23 protein-coding genes, 4 pseudogenes and 1 riboswitch are annotated in these 20,235 nt (G+C 44.7%); of the genes and pseudogenes, 10 read left to right on the forward strand and 17 right to left on the reverse strand.

Annotated features, from left to right (window positions below):
* Positions 1-102: 102 nt before the first annotated feature.
* Complete coding sequence (locus tag NQS30_RS16080; protein WP_003156219.1) at positions 103-774, reverse strand: two-component system response regulator DctR; 672 nt, start codon at positions 772-774, stop codon at positions 103-105.
* Positions 749-2,371, reverse strand: coding sequence for a two-component system sensor histidine kinase DctS (locus NQS30_RS16085; RefSeq protein WP_015416863.1), 1,623 nt, complete (start codon positions 2,369-2,371; stop codon positions 749-751). Before NQS30_RS16085 ends, NQS30_RS16080 begins: the two co-directional genes overlap by 26 nt.
* An 80-nt stretch (positions 2,372-2,451) precedes the next feature.
* Here NQS30_RS16085 and NQS30_RS16090 point away from each other — a divergent pair, with 80 nt between their 5' ends.
* Positions 2,452-3,504, forward strand: a complete 1,053-nt coding sequence (locus tag NQS30_RS16090; RefSeq protein ID WP_033575053.1) for a TRAP transporter substrate-binding protein — start codon at positions 2,452-2,454, stop codon at positions 3,502-3,504.
* Between the two features lie 85 nt (positions 3,505-3,589).
* Complete coding sequence (locus NQS30_RS16095) at positions 3,590-4,411, forward strand: manganese catalase (RefSeq protein WP_012116856.1); 822 nt, start codon at positions 3,590-3,592, stop codon at positions 4,409-4,411.
* A gap of 36 nt (positions 4,412-4,447) precedes the next feature.
* On the opposite strand, the gene NQS30_RS16100 is transcribed toward NQS30_RS16095, so the two are convergent.
* The 4 genes from NQS30_RS16100 to NQS30_RS16115 all read right to left on the reverse strand — a co-directional run bounded on the left by NQS30_RS16100 (position 4,448) and on the right by NQS30_RS16115 (position 6,554).
* The gene (locus NQS30_RS16100; protein WP_015416861.1) at positions 4,448-4,807 is read right to left on the reverse strand and encodes a DUF4937 domain-containing protein; all 360 of its coding nucleotides are present in this window, start codon (positions 4,805-4,807) and stop codon (positions 4,448-4,450) included.
* Positions 4,782-5,141 (reverse strand): cupin domain-containing protein, encoded by a 360-nt coding sequence (locus NQS30_RS16105; protein WP_015416860.1) that lies wholly within the window; start codon positions 5,139-5,141, stop codon positions 4,782-4,784. The genes NQS30_RS16100 and NQS30_RS16105 overlap by 26 nt, the downstream gene beginning before the upstream one ends.
* Before the next feature lie 134 nt (positions 5,142-5,275).
* Complete coding sequence (gsiB, locus tag NQS30_RS16110) at positions 5,276-5,647, reverse strand: glucose starvation-inducible protein GsiB (protein WP_012116853.1); 372 nt, start codon at positions 5,645-5,647, stop codon at positions 5,276-5,278.
* 100 nt (positions 5,648-5,747) lie between these two features.
* Complete coding sequence (locus tag NQS30_RS16115) at positions 5,748-6,554, reverse strand: EcsC family protein (protein ID WP_218791497.1); 807 nt, start codon at positions 6,552-6,554, stop codon at positions 5,748-5,750.
* Positions 6,555-6,720: 166 nt separating this feature from the next.
* Here NQS30_RS16115 and NQS30_RS16120 point away from each other — a divergent pair, with 166 nt between their 5' ends.
* The 3 genes and pseudogenes from NQS30_RS16120 to NQS30_RS16130 all read left to right on the forward strand — a co-directional run.
* Positions 6,721-7,086 carry a DMT family transporter gene (locus NQS30_RS16120; protein ID WP_007410206.1) on the forward strand — a complete coding sequence of 122 codons (366 nt, stop codon included), beginning with the start codon at positions 6,721-6,723 and terminating at the stop codon, positions 7,084-7,086.
* Positions 7,083-7,490 (forward strand): DUF5360 family protein, encoded by a 408-nt coding sequence (locus tag NQS30_RS16125; protein ID WP_218791496.1) that lies wholly within the window; start codon positions 7,083-7,085, stop codon positions 7,488-7,490. Before NQS30_RS16120 ends, NQS30_RS16125 begins: the two co-directional genes overlap by 4 nt.
* A 57-nt stretch (positions 7,491-7,547) precedes the next feature.
* Positions 7,548-7,763: pseudogene (locus tag NQS30_RS16130) on the forward strand (DUF2188 domain-containing protein); the annotation flags it as partial.
* Positions 7,764-7,821: 58 nt separating this feature from the next.
* Here the strand turns inward: NQS30_RS16130 and NQS30_RS16135 are convergent.
* On the reverse strand, positions 7,822-8,175 hold the full coding sequence (locus tag NQS30_RS16135; RefSeq protein WP_007410203.1) for a hypothetical protein: 354 nt from the start codon (positions 8,173-8,175) through the stop codon (positions 7,822-7,824).
* A 655-nt stretch (positions 8,176-8,830) separates the two neighbouring features.
* Between NQS30_RS16135 and NQS30_RS16140 the strand changes: the two genes are divergently transcribed.
* The 4 genes from NQS30_RS16140 (at position 8,831) to NQS30_RS16155 (ending at position 11,936) form a co-directional block, all read left to right on the forward strand.
* Positions 8,831-10,108 carry an Nramp family divalent metal transporter gene (locus tag NQS30_RS16140; RefSeq protein ID WP_094032124.1) on the forward strand — a complete coding sequence of 426 codons (1,278 nt, stop codon included), beginning with the start codon at positions 8,831-8,833 and terminating at the stop codon, positions 10,106-10,108.
* Between the two features lie 105 nt (positions 10,109-10,213).
* Positions 10,214-10,480 carry a hypothetical protein gene (locus NQS30_RS16145; RefSeq protein ID WP_012116848.1) on the forward strand — a complete coding sequence of 89 codons (267 nt, stop codon included), beginning with the start codon at positions 10,214-10,216 and terminating at the stop codon, positions 10,478-10,480.
* 224 nt (positions 10,481-10,704) lie between these two features.
* Positions 10,705-11,283 carry a hypothetical protein gene (locus tag NQS30_RS16150; RefSeq protein ID WP_020953893.1) on the forward strand — a complete coding sequence of 193 codons (579 nt, stop codon included), beginning with the start codon at positions 10,705-10,707 and terminating at the stop codon, positions 11,281-11,283.
* Between the two features lie 95 nt (positions 11,284-11,378).
* Positions 11,379-11,936, forward strand: coding sequence for a hypothetical protein (locus NQS30_RS16155; RefSeq protein WP_007410197.1), 558 nt, complete (start codon positions 11,379-11,381; stop codon positions 11,934-11,936).
* Between the two features lie 250 nt (positions 11,937-12,186).
* On the opposite strand, the pseudogene NQS30_RS16165 reads toward NQS30_RS16155, so the two are convergent.
* From NQS30_RS16165 to NQS30_RS16195, 7 genes and pseudogenes are all read right to left on the reverse strand, one after another.
* Positions 12,187-12,351: pseudogene (locus tag NQS30_RS16165) on the reverse strand (baseplate J/gp47 family protein); the annotation flags it as partial.
* Positions 12,344-12,768 (reverse strand): annotated as a pseudogene (locus NQS30_RS16170) (DUF2634 domain-containing protein). The pseudogenes NQS30_RS16165 and NQS30_RS16170, both read right to left, overlap by 8 nt.
* Before the next feature lie 100 nt (positions 12,769-12,868).
* On the reverse strand, positions 12,869-13,567 hold the full coding sequence (locus NQS30_RS16175) for an aspartate/glutamate racemase family protein (RefSeq protein WP_053573176.1): 699 nt from the start codon (positions 13,565-13,567) through the stop codon (positions 12,869-12,871).
* Between the two features lie 93 nt (positions 13,568-13,660).
* Positions 13,661-13,927 carry a DUF2577 family protein gene (locus NQS30_RS16180; protein ID WP_053104570.1) on the reverse strand — a complete coding sequence of 89 codons (267 nt, stop codon included), beginning with the start codon at positions 13,925-13,927 and terminating at the stop codon, positions 13,661-13,663.
* Positions 13,924-14,591, reverse strand: a pseudogene (locus tag NQS30_RS16185) (XkdQ/YqbQ family protein); the annotation flags it as partial. The gene NQS30_RS16180 and the pseudogene NQS30_RS16185, both read right to left, overlap by 4 nt.
* A gap of 12 nt (positions 14,592-14,603) precedes the next feature.
* Entirely contained in the window at positions 14,604-14,765 is a 162-nt protein-coding gene (locus NQS30_RS16190; protein WP_007410191.1) for a hypothetical protein, read from the reverse strand.
* A complete protein-coding gene (locus NQS30_RS16195; protein ID WP_218791495.1) occupies positions 14,765-14,968 on the reverse strand; it encodes a hypothetical protein in 204 nt (67 codons plus the stop codon). Before NQS30_RS16195 ends, NQS30_RS16190 begins: the two co-directional genes overlap by 1 nt.
* Before the next feature lie 247 nt (positions 14,969-15,215).
* Between NQS30_RS16195 and NQS30_RS16200 the strand changes: the two genes are divergently transcribed.
* Complete coding sequence (locus NQS30_RS16200) at positions 15,216-15,653, forward strand: GNAT family N-acetyltransferase (protein ID WP_218791494.1); 438 nt, start codon at positions 15,216-15,218, stop codon at positions 15,651-15,653.
* A 115-nt stretch (positions 15,654-15,768) separates the two neighbouring features.
* Here NQS30_RS16200 and NQS30_RS16205 read toward each other — a convergent pair whose 3' ends face one another.
* From NQS30_RS16205 to NQS30_RS16215, 3 genes are read right to left on the reverse strand one after another with little or no spacing between them, the layout of a single operon-like run.
* On the reverse strand, positions 15,769-17,490 hold the full coding sequence (locus tag NQS30_RS16205) for a pyruvate oxidase (RefSeq protein ID WP_014416943.1): 1,722 nt from the start codon (positions 17,488-17,490) through the stop codon (positions 15,769-15,771).
* A gap of 57 nt (positions 17,491-17,547) precedes the next feature.
* The gene (locus NQS30_RS16210) at positions 17,548-17,994 is read right to left on the reverse strand and encodes an NUDIX hydrolase (RefSeq protein WP_043021421.1); all 447 of its coding nucleotides are present in this window, start codon (positions 17,992-17,994) and stop codon (positions 17,548-17,550) included.
* Between the two features lie 52 nt (positions 17,995-18,046).
* Entirely contained in the window at positions 18,047-19,867 is a 1,821-nt protein-coding gene (locus tag NQS30_RS16215; RefSeq protein ID WP_012116837.1) for an APC family permease, read from the reverse strand.
* Positions 19,868-20,023: 156 nt separating this feature from the next.
* Positions 20,024-20,170, reverse strand: a riboswitch (cyclic di-AMP (ydaO/yuaA leader).
* Positions 20,171-20,235: the final 65 nt, after the last annotated feature.

Consider the following 20,235-nt stretch of genomic DNA (forward strand, 5'->3'; position numbering starts at 1 on the left):
TCCCCCTTGCCTCTCGCTGCGTCTATACAAAAATGATAGCGTTTTCAAACAAAGAGGGGAAGCTTATGATCATAACGGACATTTTGGTCTTTTTGGTCTCGGCTAGCGGACGAATTTGTAGCGGTTAACCGGCCGGCCCACTCCCCCGTATTGAATGTCGAGCTTAATCTGGCCGTCTTTTTCAAGAAAATCAAGATAACGCCGCGCTGTCACCCTGGCGATTCCGAGCGCTTTGGCGGCTTCTTCAGCTGAAAGCGGCTCCGTCTGCTGTTTCATATAGGTCAAAATTTCATTCATCGTAAAATGATTTAACCCCTTCGGCAGATCCCGGGACGGATTTTGCGGAATTTTAAGCAGCATGTCAAGCTGCTCTTGCGACATGGTGTCATGCTCTTCAATTTTCCGTTTATATTGTTTATAGTTTTCGAGCGCCTGTCTCATCCGCTCCAGCTTAAACGGCTTCAAAATATAGTCGGCCGCACCGTTTTGCAGCATAAGCTGGATTGTTTCTTTGTCTTTTGCGGCCGAGACGATGATGACGTCCACTTCGAGCTTTTGTTTTCTGATTTCCTGGAGTGTTTTAATTCCGTCTTTTTTCGGCATGTATACGTCTAATACCACGAGCCCGGGCCTCAGATCTTTTATAAGCCTGATTCCCTCGTCTCCGTCAGCTGCTGTGGCGATGACGCTGAACCCCGAAACACCGGTGATAAATTCTTTATTCACCTCCTGCACCATCGGATCATCTTCAATAAGCAGCACCTTGATGTCCATCGAATGATTCCTCCCCCTTCATCGGAAATAAAATAGAAAATGCCGTTCCCTGTCCCTGCCGTGTGTCGACTTCAATAATGCCCATCCCTTTGTCGACGATTTGTTTGACGAGGTACAAGCCGTATCCCGTTCCTCCCGTTTTATTGACGGTAAACCCTTTGTCATAAAGGTGCGGGATGTGCTGATCGGAAATCCCGCTTCCGTTGTCTTCTATTAATATAGCAAGCACTTCATCATTTTGCTCGATACTGATGTCAATATGTTTGTCCTCCGTGTCCGCTGTTTCGAATGCGCCGAACGCATTCTCGATTAAATTGCCAAGCAGGACGACAATGTCATGCTGGTCGACATGCTCCGGAAATGCCGAGAAACTGCTGTTTTCATCAATTTTCACAGAAATGCCAAGCTCTTTTCCTCTTTTGATTTTGCTTAACAGCAGTCCCGCCGCAGCGTCATTCTGAATGGCCTGATGAAGAAAATCGGTGACGCTTTCTTGTTCTGATGATTCCTTAAAAGCAAGCTGGAGCGCTTTTTCTGATTTTCCGAGCTGAATCAGTCCCGCGATGGTGTGAAGCTTGTTCATATGTTCATGATTTTGAACTCTGAGCGCATCGACAAAATTTTTCACACCTGTCAGTTCTTCCGCCATTTTCGCCGCTTCCGTCCTGTCCTGAAAAATGGCGACGGCTCCGATGACCTTCTTTTTCATGACGATCGGAATTCTGCTGCTCATGATCACCTTTCCGCTGACTTGGATTTCTTCATTATATACGGCTCGGTTCCGCTCGACGATTTCAGGGAGGCGCGAATCTTTTAACACGTCCCAGATCAGCCTGCCGTCTGTTTCTTGTCTGACATTGAATATCTGCTTCGCTTTTTCATTAAAAATGGTGATGTGATGCTGATTATCAATCGCGATGACGCCCTCATTCATTGAATGAAACGTAGCGGTCCGTTCCTCATACATTCTCACGATCTCATGGGGCTCCAGCCAAAACATTTGTTTTTTGATGTGGCGGGCCAGCAAAAAGGAGCCGGCCAGTCCGAACCCGAGCGCCAGCAGAACGATAAACAGTATTTCATGTTTCAGCTGAAGAAGAATTTCACCGAATCCGGGCAGCGTTTTACCGGCCAGAACGACGCCGATCTGATTCAAATCCCGGTCTTTGATGGGATAAAAAGCGCGGACGGCGGTGCCGATTTCTCCCTTTGCTTCGGAAAAATAAATGTGCTCGGCGAACGCCGCGGCTTCGTCCTCACCCCTTGAACGCTTTCCGATCATTGTGCTGACGGGATGTGAATAGCGGATATGATCCATATCCATGACGACGATGTAATCCGCTTCATTGATGATCCTTATTTCTTCGACCGCATGGCGCACGTCTTCCCTTTGTTTTTTCTGCTCCAGGGCGCGTTTGACATCGGTCATCTCAGATACCGTCCGCGCGGTATTCATCAGCCGTTTTTTCAGCTCGCGCTCCTCTGTATGCTGAATATTTCCGATCAGCACGATGCCGACGATCAAAAAGGTAAAAAGCACGACGATATACGAAAGTATGGTGATTTTCCAGCGGATGGTGAGCTTTTTTTTCGTCATTGGCCTCTTCCTTTCCGTCTCTTTACGAAAACGGCCCGCCCGATTATGCTTGTTATAGAAAATGGCGGAGGGGGTTTTCGATGAAAAGCTTGCTGACTTGTCTCAGCCTGATGGTACTCGGTATCGGAACCGCTTTATTCATCGGCTTTCATGATCGTTTCTCAACGGAAGAACCGTATTATGATGACGAACAGGAAGGCCTGAAAGATCAAATCGTTTTCAAATTCAGCCATGTCGTTGCTGAAAACACGCCAAAAGGGCGGGCGGCGAATAAGTTTGCCGAACTTGTCTATCAAAAATCCGGCGGCACCATTAAAGTAGAGGTGTTTCCAAACGGGAGCCTCTATTCAGATAATGAAGAAATAAACGCCCTCCAAAACGGGGACGTACAATTCATCGCTCCCTCCACCTCAAAGCTCGGATCACTGTCTCCCGAATGGGGTGTTTTGGATCTGCCGTACGCGTTTACAAACTATAAAGCCGTGCAAGAAGGCCTCAACGGCAAAATCGGCACACGCCTGTTCGCTTCTTTAGAAAAGCATCATTTGAAAGGTCTGGCGTACTGGACGAACGGGTTTAAGCAGCTTACGTCAAATAAAGGACCGATCTTCACTCCGGACGATTTGAAAGGACAGGCGCTCAGGATCATGCCGAGCAGCGTGATCGAAGACCAGTACCGTCTGCTCGGCGCGCGCCCGCGGCAGGATTCCTTTAATTCCACGTTTCAGCTATTGGAAAGCAATCTCGTAGACGGAGAAGAAAATACGATTTCAAATATCTATTCTAAAAAATTTTATAATGTTCAAGATTATTTGACAATCAGCAATCACGGGTACCTCGGTTATGCCGTGATGACCGACGAGCATTTCTGGAATTCGCAGACAGAAAAAACGAGAGCCATCTTAACGGAGGCGATGAGAGAAACGACGGAATGGAACGAAGCCTCCGCTGAGAAAATGAATAAAGACCAGCTTGAAGAGATAAAGAAGAATTCATCCATTCATATTCATGTGCTGAGCAAAGCGGAAAAGAACACATGGATGAAACGCCTCGACCCGATTTACGGACAATATGAACAGGTAATCGGCCGCGGGCTTGTGCAGGATTTGTTATCCTTGCGCCGCGAGCCTTAGCAGGACCAATACGCCCATCTCCGTTTCATCCCTTTTCCCGCCGGGGAAGTAAATAGGGACAGAGCAAAAAAAAGGAGATGGAGACATGTTTACACATACGAAAAAACTGCAGCATCCGGCTAAACCGGATCGTCCTGACCCGCTGTTCGCCAAAAAGATGCAGGAAATTTTAGGGGGACAATACGGGGAAATATCCGTCGCCATGCAATATTTGTTCCAAGGATGGAATACACGGGGCAATGAAAAATATAAGGATCTTCTGATGGATACCGCGACGGAAGAAATCGGCCATGTCGAAATGATCGCGACGATGATTGCGAGACTGTTAGAAGACGCCCCGCTGGCAGAGCAGGAAAAAGCGGCTGATGATCCGGTCATCGGGTCCATTTTAGGCGGCATGAATCCGCATCATGCGATCGTCTCAGGACTCGGCGCAATGCCGGAGAGCAGCACGGGCGTTCCGTGGAGCGCAGGCTATATCGTCGCAAGCGGAAACCTTCTGGCAGACTTCCGCGCCAATCTGAACGCCGAATCACAAGGAAGGCTTCAAGTCGCACGCCTGTATGAAATGACCGATGATAAAGGCGTGAAAGATATGCTCAGCTTTTTATTGGCCCGTGATACCATGCATCAAAACCAATGGCTTGCGGCCATTAAAGAATTAGAAGAACAGGAAGGTCCGATCGTTCCTTCCACATTCCCGAAGGCGCTGGAAAAACAGTCATTCTCCCATAAGCTTATTCATTTCTCAGATGGCGGAGAAAGCGCTGAACAAAATTGGCTGAAGGAAACAGCGCCGGACGGAGAACCATTCGAATACGAAAAGGAACCGAAAGCGCACGGCGAAATAGCTAAGCTGGATCCCGTCCCGCCGTATGTCCACAACACGCTTCCCGGACGCGAGTAAAGACACAAGCCCAAAACAAACTGTTTTGGGCTTTCATTATGCCTTCAGAACCGTCCAGTCCGGTTCATATCGGATGTCAGGGTGATGTAACAGCTCGTGAATGACATGTTCATCCTCTTCATACAGCATCACTTCTATTGAAAGAATCGCAGCCTTCTGCTCGTTTTCTTCGTATATTCGGTCATGTTCGTTCTCCATAAAATCATCATAGGCCTGTCTGTTCTCCCAAACGCTGATGATCTCTGCGATGAACAGGCCGTCTGCGTTTTTCCGCCACCCGCCGGCCTGTTTGACGAAGCCATTTACACATGATAATGCTCCCCACCTTGACTGTGCTTGCGCAAATGCTTCAGCGTTTGCAGCGTCTGTTTCACATACAATCTTTTTGATCAGCATGACGTTCCTCTGTGATGACTGTTTTCGCACGCGTATGCTCAACACACAGATTCACGGTTCTGACGTAAGAGCGGGTGCGGTGAATCGTGCCTTTCGGGATGAGCAGGCTGTCATTTGCTTTGAGCACTGCGGTTTCTTTGTCCTTAAAATCGATCAGCAGCTCACCTTCCAGAACGATGAACCATTCATCTGAGTCAGGGTGATGGTGCCAGTCATATTCTCCCGTAAACACTGCGAGGCGCACACAGTGGTCATTGATCTCCGCGATTGAAAAATTGTCGTGTTTTTCTTTGACTTTATTGGCGATAGCGAGCAAATTCAGCATGTCAGACACGAGTGAAAAACCCCTTTTTCATTTTATTGTATCGCAACGGCGGCTCAGATCAAGATTTTCCCAAAATAAAAAGCGATCCAGCTGATGCGCCGGATCGCTTTTGATCTGCAGGTTGTCTGCCTTTTATGCTTTTATTAGCTGCTTCGTCTGTTTCCGCCTTTTTGGCCGATTTCCTTATAAAAATCTTTGTCATGATTTTTACTTGTGGCTTCTCCGCCTTTTTGGCCGATTTCTTGATAGAATTCCTTGTCATGGTTATTGCTAGTGGCTTCTCCGCCTTTTTCACCGATTTCCTGATAGAATTCTTTGTCGTGATTTTTGCTTGTGGCTTCTCCGCCTTTTTCACCGATCTCCTGATAGAATTCTTTGTCGTGATTTTTGCTTGTTGCTTCTCCGCCTTTTTGACCAATTTCCTGATAGAATTCTTTGTCATGGTTATTGCTTGTCGCTTCTCCGCCTTTTTTACCTGCTTCTTCTCTGCTCATTTTGTTATTATCTTGTGCCATTTTTGAATTCCTCCTTTAATTGGTGTTGGTTGTTGGTTTCCCGATTTCAGAACTGCTAAACAAAGAAAACACATTGAATGTGTTTTCGGGTGGTTTTTTATCATTCTGTATCCTTCATGCGTTTTAGAATCCGGCGTTTTTTATAGAGCATGATGCCTGTTTCCGCGATGCTTTCTAAAGCTGAACGGTTGGCGGACGCGCCGAAGATGATACCTGCGGCCGGAACCATTTGCAGCAGTTTTTTCGCGGCGAACGTATCGCGGTAGCTGTAAACGACTTCCCGCCAGCCTTGGATTTGCGAGGCGACGCGCTGATAGGCGCGGTCGTTTTGATCATATTGCCGTAAATCTTGCAGGATCGCTTTTTTTCCGATGACGTCACTGGATGCAAGCTGGAGCAATTTGACGATAAACACGCGTTCTTTTTTGTCTTTCGGATCAAAGCCGTAAGCAACCGCGATATCCTGCAGCGTCTTTAAGGACAGGCCGAGCATCGCCGGAATGTCTGCCGCCAGCGTGAATACGCCGCCGACTCCCGTTGCGGCTCCCTGCACCGTCGCGGCCTTTACGCTTGTACGCGCTATGGCTTCTGCGATTTCGTCCATGACGGCAAGCGGCGCATTGCGGATGTCGTGAAGCGTTTGACATGTACCGTGCGGCAGCCGTTTTTGAAACTTTTTCATGATGCCCTTTTCAGATGTCAGGTACTGTCCGCCTGACTGAATAAACGTTCCCGTTTCATCGAGAATGAGTCCGATTTTCCTCTGAATAAATTGCGGTGTCAGCTTGTCCAAAAGCTGAAACGGCAAGCGGGTGAATGTTTGCCAGAACATCACCCTCTGCTGCGCCTTTTCCCATTTTTGAATGTCTCTCAGTTGTCTTTCCAGGTCTGTCCGCTCTTCTGTCACCCGTCCTGCACGTCCTTTCTGATTTCTTTCTTCATAGTATACCTTTATGGCGTTTTCTTTTTACACCCGGACGGATTTTTTATCCGGAAAACATCCCATTGTTTAATTTCCTTCAAATTCTGTATATTGTATAATTTTGAATAATACGATTGAAGGAGAATGTTGAATGCAATGGATTTATTTAAGTTTAGCGATCATTTTTGAAGTATTGGGTACGGTCAGCATGAAATTATCAAATGGATTTACAAAACTTGTCCCAAGTATTTTATTATTATTGTTTTATATCGGCAGCCTTTGTTTTCTTACTTTGACTTTGAAATATATAAGTGTCTCCATCGCGTATGCGGTCTGGTCGGGGATGGGGATCGTGCTGATTTCCGTGATCGGAATTTTTTTCTTTCATGAACAGTTCTCTGTCATAAAAGCCGTCTCTGTTCTTCTGATCATCATCGGTGTCGTTTCCTTAAACTTTATTTCTGAAAGTGAAACGTCATCAAACGGCATCAGCGTTCATACGGACAGAAACAGATGATGAAAGGGTTAAAGGTTCTCTTCCTCATTACAGATATTGGATTTATCGTTTATTGGATTGTTACTTTTTTTGAGTGGATTCCAAAAAACATGGTGTTTAAAGATTATGATAACGCCATGATCATGGCCTGGAACTGGTCATTCTTTCCCTTAGATATGTTCATTTCGATAACCGGGCTGTACAGCTTGTTTCTTTATAAACGGAAACATGCGTTATGGCGCTCTTTCGCATTAATATCACTTGTGCTGACCTTTTGTTCAGGCCTGCAAGCGATAGCCTTTTGGGTATTTATCGGTGATTTTGATCTTATGTGGTGGGCATTCAATCTGTACTTGCTTCTTTATCCTTTATATTTTATTCAGAAATTGCTGGTCTCTCGTAAAACTAGCTGTCATTCTTTTTGATGAGGCGGTTTTCTTTTTCTTCAGGCGGGAAACACTTTTCATAAAGGAGTGATAGAGATGCCTTGGTCTATGAAGGATTATCCGCAATCATTGAAGAATCTCGAGGAACCTGTGAAGAAAAAAGCGATCGAAATCGCGAATGCGATGGTAGATGAGGGTTATGAAGAAGGACGGGCCATTCCCATTGCGACAAGTCAGGCGAAAGAGTGGAAAAAAAACGCTTCTAAGGAAGAAATCGATCAGCTGATGAAACACGATGATGAAACGAAACGCGGAAATTGAATCGGAATAAAGGAAAAACCCCGCTCTCAAGAGAACGAGGTTTTTCTGATTATAAACCGTAATAATAAGATAGCGTGGTGACTGAAACGTAGCCTGTCGCTCCTGCATACGTGACTTTCAGCCATTTATTAGAATTGGTGTAGTGGCCTTGAACATATTCTCCGGTTACCCAAGAACCAGTAATTTTTTTACCGCTTGAGAATGTTGTGATCGTTGAACAGCTGACCTTAGAGCATGAGCGCATATTAGCACCGTAAATACCGACTGTGCCCCCGCTGGCTAAAATGGAAACGTCCGGTTCAGCTTTAGGTTTGAAAGCTGCTGCTGATGCAGAGCCGCCAAAAGCGAATAAAGAAACAGCAAAAATCATGGCTAAAGAAATGATCGACAAACGACGTACCAAGAAAATTCCCCCTCTTTTATCATATGGCCGGAAAGCTTTCCTGACGTTATTATACTTTTTCGCCCGGGAGACTGAAATAAGTCTAATGCTCCAACTTCTTTTCTTCGCAAGTGACCATGCCGATTCTTTTTTTGATAGATAACAGCGGTTTATTAGACTGGAATCACTGAAATATCGTTGATTCAAACGTTTATTCAGAGCGGCCGGAGTTTTTCCGGAGGTCATTTGAATGGTACAGAAAGGTTTTATCTTCCAATGGAAAGAAACATTATTATTCTATTTACCCGGGAAAACGGAGGAAATACAGCGTCTTTTTCTCAAATCAGTTGGGCGGACAGAAAGTTGTGAAGTTATATAGGCAAGTGTCCTCTTTTCACCTTTTTAAAAGAACGCTCCACGCATCCGCGCATGATCCGACGCGGAAACACGCTTTGCGAACGGCATCGCTTCTTTCCCGGAACGATGCCGTTTTCATTTTCGGACCTTTCTTCGGCGGGATACATATCATAGATAAAACAGGGCATCAATGTGCCGGTTTATTGAACATAAAGAACTTGACATCTTATAATAGCGGATTTATGATGTAGATAAAATAATTTGCATCTAGGAAACTTTTTGTTATTTAGCTAAAAATCTATCGGAATTTAGGTGAGACATAATGAGCAAAGACATCTCAGCACAATCACTGCAAGCAAAAGCCGTGCAGGATGCACTTGACGGCAAAAGCAAGGGATTCAAGCGGCTTCTGCCTTTTTTAGGCCCCGCCTTTATCGCGGCGATTGCCTACATTGATCCGGGAAACTTCGCTACGAATATCTCAGCTGGTTCGAAGTATGGGTATATGCTGCTGTGGGTCATCCTCTTTTCAAACTTGATGGCTTTTTTAATTCAAGTTCTTTCCGCGAAGCTCGGCATTGCCACGGGTAAAAACCTTCCGGAAATCGCCAGAGACCGGTATCCGAAATGGGTATCAGCCGGGCTGTGGATACAGGGTGAACTGGTGATTATGGCAACTGATCTGGCAGAATTTATCGGGGCGGCGCTCGGACTCAACCTGCTGTTCGGCATACCGATGGTTGAAGCGGCCATTATCGCGGCGATCGGATCATTCGCGATTTTAGAGTTGCAGCGCCGGGGTTACCGGGCGCTGGAAGCGGGCATTGCCGGACTTCTGTTCGTCGTGGTGATCGCCTTCGCTCTGCAAACCTTCTTTGCCAAACCTGACGCCGCCTCCGTTCTCGAGGGGCTGTTTATCCCGAAAATTGACGGAATGGACAGTGTGCTCTTGGCAACCGGGATACTCGGCGCAACCGTGATGCCGCATGCCATTTACTTACATTCCGCACTGACACAGCGCCGTGTCGTCGGAAAAACGGATAGTGAGCGGAAAAAGATTTTTAGATTCGAGACGATTGACATTCTCATCGCGATGGTGATCGCCGGGGCGATTAACGCAAGCATGCTCATCGTCGCTGCCGCGCTTTTCTTCAAGAACGGGCTGTATGTAGAAGATTTAGACGTGGCTTATCAGCAATTCGGCCACTATATCGGACCGGCTTCAGCCATTCTCTTCGGGATCGGGCTGCTGGCCGCAGGGCTTTCAAGCTCTTCTGTCGGCACATTGTCAGGCGATATTATCATGCAGGGCTTCATCCGTTACCGTATCCCGCTTTATTTGCGGCGTTTCATTACCATCATTCCGCCGATGATCATCATTATCTCGGGGGTCAACGCCACAGAAGCGCTCGTATGGAGCCAGGTCGTTCTTTCATTCGGCATCTCCTTTGCGCTCGTGCCGCTGATTATGTTTACAAGCAACAAACGCCTGATGGGCGCCCTGACGAACCGAAAATGGGTGACGGCTCTCGCCTGGCTGATTGCGGTTTTGGTGATCGCGCTTAATCTGTTTGTGATCTACGATTCATTCCGTTAGAAAAAAACCGGCCATTGCGGCCGGTTTTTCTTTTGACGCCGGGTGCCGTTCGTATCTTTTTCCGGGCGTTTTTGGTATGATAGAAGAAAAATCGGAGTTTTGCTTATGTCAGTATTTATCCTTTTTTATCTGTGGATTGTGCCGATTGTCATCGGCATCTTCTGTTCTCTTATCGCTTATCGGACAACGGGTAAGAAACGTCTGATTCCCGGCTTTTTGATGATCGCATTAAGCATCGTTTCCTTAATCACGGGGCTTTGGATCGGCGGGGTGAACTATCATGTGTTCATCGGGGGCATGTTTTTATTCGGTACGTTATTGGCCGGCTCCGCCTTCCCGTTTTTCTTCGCTCTTTCACGCAAACGAAAATAAACAGGCATGCCGCCTGTTTATTTTTATTCATTAACCCTAAATTATAAACCGCTCCGATAATGTGATTCCGCCTCAATCAGCCTGTACATGTGTTATATAGGCTCCAGCCCATGTCCCATCTCATCGAAACTGCAGCCAAAATGAATCCTACTAAAGAAGATTTTGAATTATAAGAAAAATACTGTATTAAAATCCTATTTACCCCAAAAATACCTATTGATAGAATGGTATCTGAGAGGGGAAAATGTTCAAAGCGGATCATATCGGTCCCGCCTAAATACATAGTCTTTCATTTCTCTCTACACTACATTTCTAAAGGAGGATTTCCCATTAGACACGCAGCTAAAGGCATTCTGTTTGCCGCATCTTTAGCCCTTGTAACTACTGCTTTTGTCCCCGCATCCTTAGCTAAAGAAAATCATAATAATACTGCCAATGCCACTGGAACGACCAAATCATTTTTTTATCAGACTGATACGCAATTTTCCTACGGACTTAAAGCACAAAGCGATGCATCTGTGTCAAAACCAGTCAAAGATGTAATCAGAGAAGTGCTGAAAAATAAAACAAAATTATTCAATCTTGTTGAAAAATTAGCAGGAAAGAAAATAAGAAATGAACTCGAATCCGTTTTCAATGAACACATCGAACCGGTTTTAAAGAAAATGCTGAACGAGTATGTCGCCTTAAGCTGGGCTGACGTGGAAAAGAATCTTTATCTTTCACTTAAAAAGTCCGGACTTTCTGACAGCCAGGCTAAAAACCTCGCTCAATTGACAACTTTAGCAATGAAAGCATTTTAAAATCATTCATAAATGATCGTCAGGAAAATACGTATGAAGTAATGCAAAGTGCTGTTAGATTCACTCTAATAGCACTTTTTCATTGGAGATGTCACATGACTGTCTTTTTTACTGTTCTGCTCACTTTCTTATGCTGCCTTGTGATTTCATCTCTTATTTTTATGATTCTATTAAAAAAAGAGATCGTGGATACACCGCCCAACCGCTTAGCTCATGCAGCATTCATCGTACTTATTGGATTCTCCCTGTTCTTGGCTATAACTGTACCCAGCCTAGTTATGTATTTTGCAGCTATAACTGTAAATCATTTTTTCGGAGAATATATCATCTATGGTTCACTTTCAGACTTATACATATTTTCTGTCGTCGTAAGTATCTTAGCTTTAGTTTATATGCTTATCCTTACAGCAATTGTAAAAGGAATGACTCATGTTTTGACATTGCCTGCTTGGTCAGCCTATATCCTTGAATTCATTTTTGCATGGGCTGCTGTTTACTTCTCAATCCAATACGTTTCCAATCATATCATTGAGAACATATCTATATTTCAAGGTGGAGAAATTCTTCTTTCATTGTTCATCACTTTCTTATTTTCGGGATTGGATATCCTTTTCACTAATTTGGATAAGATCACAAAAGAGAAATTAGGCTAAGGGGGTAACAAATATGAGAATAATGACATATATATCCTATTTTTCTATTTCTTTAGTTTTGCAGGTGGTATGGCTGCTATTAATAAAAAGAACCTCTAATATATTTCTGATAGATATGATTACGGTGTCCTTCTTATTCACCCTCTTTATGTTCATCTTGGATCAAATGTTCAAAAATAAGCGGACAAATTAGGGACTGTTTTTTAATAATCCTCGGGCTTCTCTTTCGTTTTGAAATGATTCCGGATCACACGAGCTCCAGCACTGTATCAAGCCAAATATATGACTTTGCGAGCTCAGCGGCCGCAGGCGCGAGCGCATTGTAAATGACGCTGCCTTCTCTTGTATCAATATCCGCAGAAATACGGGACAGCATACGATCCATAATCTCCTCAAACGTTTGATCTTCAAACATCCTCGCCAAGCATCTCCTTGATCTCCACAGTGCCCTCGTCTGTCTCTACGATAAAAGAAACTATGAACCTATTACCTGATTTATCAATCTCAAAATCAGTGACTGAAGAAATTCGATCATCATAAATTAAAGCTTCTTCGATCAGTCTCGGGATCTCCATTTTTTTATATGCGTCTGTTGTCTCGTTGTCAGAAAAAACCTCTTGAAGCTCATTTCCAATGTCATGACTGAAAATAGAATAGGAATACCGCTCTGTATACAGGGCCATATAAACAAATTGCTTAATTCCTCAAGCCCTGCGATCAGCTCGTTAGTAATTCGCCCATTTTCAAAGTCAATTCTATATGTGCGCGATGTCTCTATTACTTCACTGTCATCTTCAATATCATCAAATTCAATTTCTGGGGAAAGGTTCAAGAAAAAATCACTCTTATAACGTTCCTCCATTTATTGATTGAATGAACCATAATAAAAACCGCTCCTAAAGAGCGGTTTTAAAATATAAGAAATAATCATTCTAAGAAGAAATCGAAAGGGATTTATTTACTGCTTTTTGAGCATGGATTAAAGTCGTATCAAATAATGGCACTTTTGAATCCTCTGCCTTTACTAATAGTCCAATTTCAGTGCATCCAAGAATGATTCCTTCTGCTCCTCTATCCACCAAATTATTTATGATCTTCTTATAAATGTTTTTGGAAGACTGTTTAATTTCACCCAGACACAGTTCTTGATAAATAATATTATTTATCAATTCTCTTTCATCATCATCAGGAACAATGACATTAATATCATGAGACGCAATACGTGATTTATAAAAATCTTGTTCCATCGTATATTTAGTACCTAGCAATCCTACTGAGCGAATGTCTTGTCTAATAATTTGTTCTGCAGTTGCATCGGCAATATGCAAAATAGGTATAGTGATCATTTCTTGGATATATCCAAGAACTTTATGCATAGTATTTGTACATATTACAATAAAATCTGCACCTGCTTTTTCTAATGATCTTGCAACTTGACCTAAAGCTTCACCTGCTTTATCCCAAGCTCCTATGGATTGATAATGTTCAATTTCCTTAAAATCAACACTGTATAAAAGGCATTTTGCCGAGTGAAGCCCTCCTAACTTCTTTTTTATTTCTTCATTGATAATTCGATAATACTCAGCTGAAGATTCCCAACTCATTCCGCCAATAAGACCAATAGTTTTCATAACCCACCTCGGATAAAATTTTCAAAATATTATAGTTATTTTAAGGCATAGATTAGGCCTTTACAATTATTTATTTTTTCAGGATTACTATCATTAAATTTTATCGAGAATAAAAAATGATTGCCCGCCTTTTAAGGAGACAACCATCACACGTTCACCAGTATTCAACGCTTCTTCTTCACCGACCCGCAGACGCTTTGGAACAATAATCAAATCAGAGGGTATTATTAATTTGTCTTTTTCATTAAACCTTATTTCAATAGGTGAAACGGAAACCACTTCAGCCGGCATAATATCCACCGGCGACTCAGAGCCAACAGCACCGACAGCCAGATGTTTAATTGCTTCGCTTAACCTCATGATGAAGCCCCGTCCGGAATTGTGTTTTTCTCAACCACATCAATTGTCATCGTGTGGAGCTGCCTTTGAATTCGTGCTTGTCGGAATCAATCCAATATGTTTTCTTTACGCCCACTTCCGGAATAGAAATATACACCGGAAGCCCGCTCTGCAAATCAGGAATACCAATTGCTTGAATACTCTTTAATTCCTTTTTCACACCTTCTTTCTGTGATTGGAGTACGTTCGCTCGCTGCTGAAGCTGCGCCTGATTAATATTATCCGAGACAGTTTCCACATACTGCAGAACCCCGTATTTATTAATTCCTGAATTATCTTTTGCAGTGGCAGTGTACGTCTTATTGTCTTTCTGGCGCCGGAGTTTGACCTTCGTAGCTGTCTCATTAATTGAGGTGCTATACTGAAATCCTGTGATGTTTACGCCCGTCTCTAATACCCAAACTTCCGACGGGTCAGGCCAAGCCCTGAGACAAAGCTTACCCTTTGAAGCATATAACTGATAATTATGACCGGTCTGTTTTTTTTGTTTGCTTCAATGCCTTTAATATCATGTCATGAAGGCTGGTATCGTCTTTAAAAACCAATGATTTAAGTATATGCTGTTTTTTACGATGGACCCAGTGGGAATCTGAAAATCTCGGGCCAGCCGTTTTACTGTTTGATCAGGGATTTTTTGTTAAAAACTTTTGAACATGAAATTCAAAAAAATAAACAGCACGATTATCGTCACAACAATAAAGGCCTCTCTTGTGAAGTTTTTATCATCTTCTTTTTGCTGTTTCTTTCTCTTAATCTCTTCTCTATATTTTCTTTGAACTTCTTTCTTTTTTTCATCCATTATCTAAACTCCTCTGAGTCCTTTTTCTCTTTATCACTTGCACCCCTCCTTTCAGTTATTGCAATTTTATCGTGCGACAAATAAGTACACCAGTGAAAAAAGCCTTCTCGCACAGCTGAGACTCTAAAAGATGAATTTAATTTAACGGATAAAAAACAGCCCGATACTTCCGGAATGAATGAAAATTGTTTGACTGCTTGCATTCTGTTTCCTCCTTAAAGTAATAGAGCGGGCATTAAATACATAGCCTCATGCTGAATGCCGGAAGCGGCGGCTCGTCGCCGATAGACGGCCGGCTCATTTGAGTTAAGCGCTTCATGAGAATGATTCCGCCTTCTTGATTTTTCTTAAAAAACAAACCGGCTCAACCATTTTAAAAAATTGCATTATTTGGAGTGTTTGCGTAAGTTTTGTATAACAAAAATTTAAAAAGAGTGAGGAGGGAAACATATGATAATCAGAAGCGCGGAACCCTATGATGTAAAACAATTGACCGATTTAATGTATTTATATATCGTGGATTTTTATAAAAGACCTAAGCCACCGATTGAAAAGATACATCATTTGATTGAAATGTTATTTGAGAAGAACAGGGGTATTCAATTCGTTGCTGAACAAGATGGGAAACTTATTGGCTTTGCAACATTATATTTTAGTTTTAGTACGACGAAAGCAGATAAAATAACAGTAATGAATGATTTATTCGTGATAGAAAAAGCAAGAGGTACAGAAGCAGCCAAAGAACTGTTTAAAAGATGCGAAACATTTACAAAAGAAAACGGGTATGCGCATATGTCGTGGATAATTGCATCTGATAATTACCATGCACAAAAATTCTATGAAAAGATGGGTGGCTCCCTTGGAAATTGGCTGACCTATTCCATATAACCCGGGATGACCTTATTGAAGTAAAAACTAAAATAAAAAGCCGGGCTTTTACTATGGCTTATCTGGGTAAATAACTAAAAAATAAACAGGCATACTGCCTGTTTATTTTTATTTTTTAAAACAGCCGTTTTAAGCTTTTCTTGAGTGACGGCATTTCGATTTTTTGGTTTTCAAAGAAGTTTTTCAGCATGTATTTGCTGAAGCCCTTCGCTTGGCCGTAAGTGATTTTTCCCGGAAGCGGCGGCTCGTCGCCGATAACGGCGTCGATGACGACCGGCTCATTTGAGTTGAGCGCTTCATGAAAAGCGGGAGCCAATTCCTCGTGTTTCGTCACTTTGATCCCTTTTGCTCCGCAGCTTTCTGCAAAAGCGGCGTAATCCATATTTTGCAGCTGGGTGACGTAGTCAATGTTGCCTTTGACCCGCTGTTCATATTCAATCATGCCTAAATTTTCGTTATTTAATATGACAACCGTAATCGGCAGTTTATATTTAACAGCCGTCGGCAGGTCCTGCATCACCATTGAAAATCCGCCGTCTCCGCAAATGGCGATGGACTGCCGCTCAGGTTCGGCAAGGCTTGCAGCAATCGCTCCGGGAAGCCCGCATCCCATCGTGGCGAGCCAGCTTGAGACGATAAAGTCCTGCTTTTTCATTTTAAAATGGCGGGCCATCCACACCGTAACCGTTCCGACATCCACTGACAGGACGGCGTCCTCTGCGGCCGCATCCTGAAGCCGGGCAATGACCTGCTGCGGCTTGAGCGGATGAGTCGCTTCGGTTTCATCCTTTTCGATTTCCTTCCACCAATGCTTCATGTGCTCGGTGCAGGCGTCTAAAAATCTTCTGTCTTCTTTATATTCAATGTATTCCGTCAGCTCTTTCAGCCCCAGAGCCGCATCACTGACGATTCCCGCATTGACGGGATAGCGCTTCCCGATTTTCGCCGGATCCGAATCAAGCTGAATGGCGGGCGTATCATCCGGGAGATAATCCCTGTATGGGAACGATGTGCCGAGCATGATCAGCAGATCGCATTCCTCCATTGCTTCGTAGGCGGGCTTTGTGCCGATTTGCCCGAGATTCCCGAGAAAGTGGGGATGGCTGTCAGGCACGACGCCTTTTGCCGGAAGGGTAATGACAATCGGAGCGGCCGCTTTATCGGCGAATGCGAGCAGCTCCTCTTTTGCTGATTTTAACCCTTGGCCGGCGAGAATGACCGGTTTTTTTGCGTTGTTAATATATTGCGCGCATGTCACGAGATGTTCTTTTTTCGGCTCTATATCAGCTTTGAGGTATATCGGCGATGTGTAAACCGGCTCCCGTTTGATTTTTTGCGCGAATAAATCATCAGAAACAGTTAAAACGGCAACGCCTTTTTTGCTGTAAGCTGTGCGGATCGCCTGATTCAGAAGATCGGGCAGCGCTTCTGCCGTATGTACTTGCTGGTTGAATACCGCCACGTCCTCAAACATTTGCTCTAATTTGATTTCCTGAAAGCTGTCACGGCCGATTTCATCGGAAGCCACCTGTCCCGCAATCGCCAGCACCGGAACGCCGTCCGCTTTGGCGTCATATAAACCGTTCAGCAGATGAACGGCCCCCGGTCCTGCGATTGAAAGGCAGACACCGATCTGCCCGGTCAGTTTTGCCTCAGCCGCGGCAGCCAGGGCTGCGACTTCTTCGTGCCGGGTTTGGATGAATGTCAGGTTATTCCGTTCATGTCTCAGTTCTTCGATAAATTCATTAATGCTGTCTCCGGGAATGCCGTATATATGACCGACTCCCCATTGTTCAAGCAGCTCCGTCATTACGTGTCCTGCTGTTTTACTTGGCATACTGCATCCTCCTTTTACCTGTATTCATGCCCTTTTTCAAACGGGTTGAAACACGGGCTATACTCTCAGCTTTTTTCTTAGCAGATCAAGGATGGATAACAGATTCCGGTCTTTAAGGACTGCCTTATGATTTGCCGCCCCATTGAGTCCGTCTTTTATTTGCCGTTTTCTGTTCGGCACCATGAACAGCGGCAGCCGGTTTGGGGAAAACCAGCGTAAAGCGGCGGTTTCCGGGCCGTTCATCAGCGGTGTTCCTCCGGTAATGGCTCCGATGAATACATGCTGTGTATCTTCAAATGCCGGCCTTTCATACTCACCGGCTTTTTGCAGGATGGTCACGTTATAACCGGTTTCTTCGAAGGCCTCTCTGACGGCTGCGGCTTCAGGTGTTTCATCTTCAGCGATCCTGCCCCCGGGCAAATCCCATAAGGGAATGTCTTTTCGTTTTACGAGCAATACCTCCCGCCCGTCATTTTGTATGATGACAAAAGCGCCTTGTGCCATATCGTCCTCCTTTACAAAAAAGACCGCGGCATTTTAGCCTGCGGTCTTTCCGTTACTTTTTAAAATGATACGGCAGGGTGGCGACGATGATGTCCTTCTTCCAAAACAGCCGGACGCGGAGCAAGAAGGCTGATTGGTTGTGAAGGATGGTCTGCCAGCGTTTTTTCGTAATAAATTGCGGAAACAGCACCATCACGGAGAACTGTTCTTTTTTCGCTTTCTGTTCGACCGTTTCTAAAAACTTATCAAACGGATGAACCAGACTGCGGTATGAGGAATGCAGGGTGACGAGGCGGACGCCGTTATGAAGTTCTTCCCAGCGCTTTTCCACCTTTTTTTCGTTTTCTCTGTCAAAGGAAACATGAACCGCAATGACCTGATCTGATAATGATTTCGCATACTGAATCGATTTTTGGACGACGGTGGTGACACCGGCGACAGGCACGATGACGACGGTTCCCTTGATTTCCTCAGGCTGCTGATCAACGACCCGCAGCTGTTCGCTGACCGCGGTGTAGTGATTTTTAATGACGAAAAACAGCATGACGACAGCAGGCATGAATAACAGCACCGGCCAGACAAGATTGAACTTCGTCGCGAATAAAATACACAGCACCATAAATGAAATGGCGGCGCCGCATGAGTTAATCAGCATTTTTACCGCCCAGCCCTTCGGCTTCTGCCTGATCCACTTGATGCACATTCCCGTCTGCGACAGCGTAAACGGGATGAACACGCCGACGGCATAAAGCGGAATTAAATGTTCCGTGCGGCCGCCGAATAAAAGAATGAGCAAGATGGACGCGATACCGAGAAAGATGATTCCGTTTGAAAAGCCTAATCGGTCGCCTCGGACCGTAAACATTCTCGGCATATACTGATCGCGCGCTAAATTAAACGCCAGCTGCGGAAATGCAGAAAAGCCCGTATTCGCCGCAAGCACGAGAATCAATGATGTAACGCCTTGAATGAAATAATACACCGTATGCCGTCCGAAGGTTTCCGCGGCGATTTGTGAAATAACGGTCTCGTTAGGCTTCGGACCCGTGCCGTAGCCGTACGCCAGCACCGTAATCCCCGTAAATAAGATCGCCAGCAGAATCCCCATCATGGCCAAAGTGCGGGCCGCGTTTTTTGCCGGAGGATTTTTAAAGGCCGGGATCGCGTTTGAAATGGCTTCCACACCGGTCAGCGCCGAACACCCTGAAGAAAAGGCCTTCAGCAGCAAAAACAGCGTGATGCCCGCCACGGGCGTGCCGATTGGTGTATGCTCGGCCGGATGAACCTGGCCCGTCATGAGCTTAAACAGCCCGACGACGATCAAAAGGACAAGCGCCGCCACAAACAGATAGACGGGATACGCCAAAATGGACGCCGACTCTGACAGCCCTCTCAAATTTAAAATCATAATCAGAATCACAAGCAAAACAGCAATGAGCAAATGATGCGGGTGCAAAGCCGGAAATGCCGATGTAATCGCGTCAGTTCCGGCAGAAATGCTTACCGCCACCGTCAGAATATAATCAACAAGCAATGAGCCGCCCGCAATCAGGCCGGGCTTCTCACCAAGATTTTCTTTAGAAACCATATAAGCGCCTCCGCCTTGCGGATAAGCGTAAATAATCTGTCTGTAGGACAGAATCAAAGCAAGCAGCAAAATGAGAACACCCGCTGCGATCGGAATGGAATACCAAAACGCGGCCGCGCTTACCGCAGCCAAAATGATCAGAATCTGTTCCGTTCCGTAAGCAACTGATGACAGCGCGTCTGAAGAAAGCATGGCGAGCGCCTTGAGTTTCGTGAGTTTTTGCTCTCCGGCCGCCTGTGATTTCAGCGGTTTCCCAATCAAAAATCTTTTGATTGAATGGTACATTTGTTGTCTTCCCCTTTTTTTCATTTTCCGTTTGATTTACAAACCCTTACTGCTATGATGTCTCCGAATGCTGATTGCATGCCTTATTTCAGCACAGCAAAAAGACACAGAGGCAAACGGATGCCCCTGCGCCATAATCGTGCACAGGTTTCATTCATCTCCTCTCATGAACGCTTACGAGGTTAGCTGTCGGATTCGGGCTGATGAGAGTTGGCCCTACCTGAAAAAGGATTCACCCCAAGCGGCATCACGCGCCGCAAATTGGTTCCCCCGCTCTGATTACAGATTAAGCGATATAGATTATAAAAGAGATCATACTCCCGTCCCGTTCAGTTGTAAAGGGGCTTTTATGCTGTTTCAAAAATAAA

It is taken from the genome of Bacillus sp. B1(2022) (assembly GCF_040259625.1).
Classification (GTDB): domain Bacteria; phylum Bacillota; class Bacilli; order Bacillales; family Bacillaceae; genus Bacillus; species Bacillus velezensis.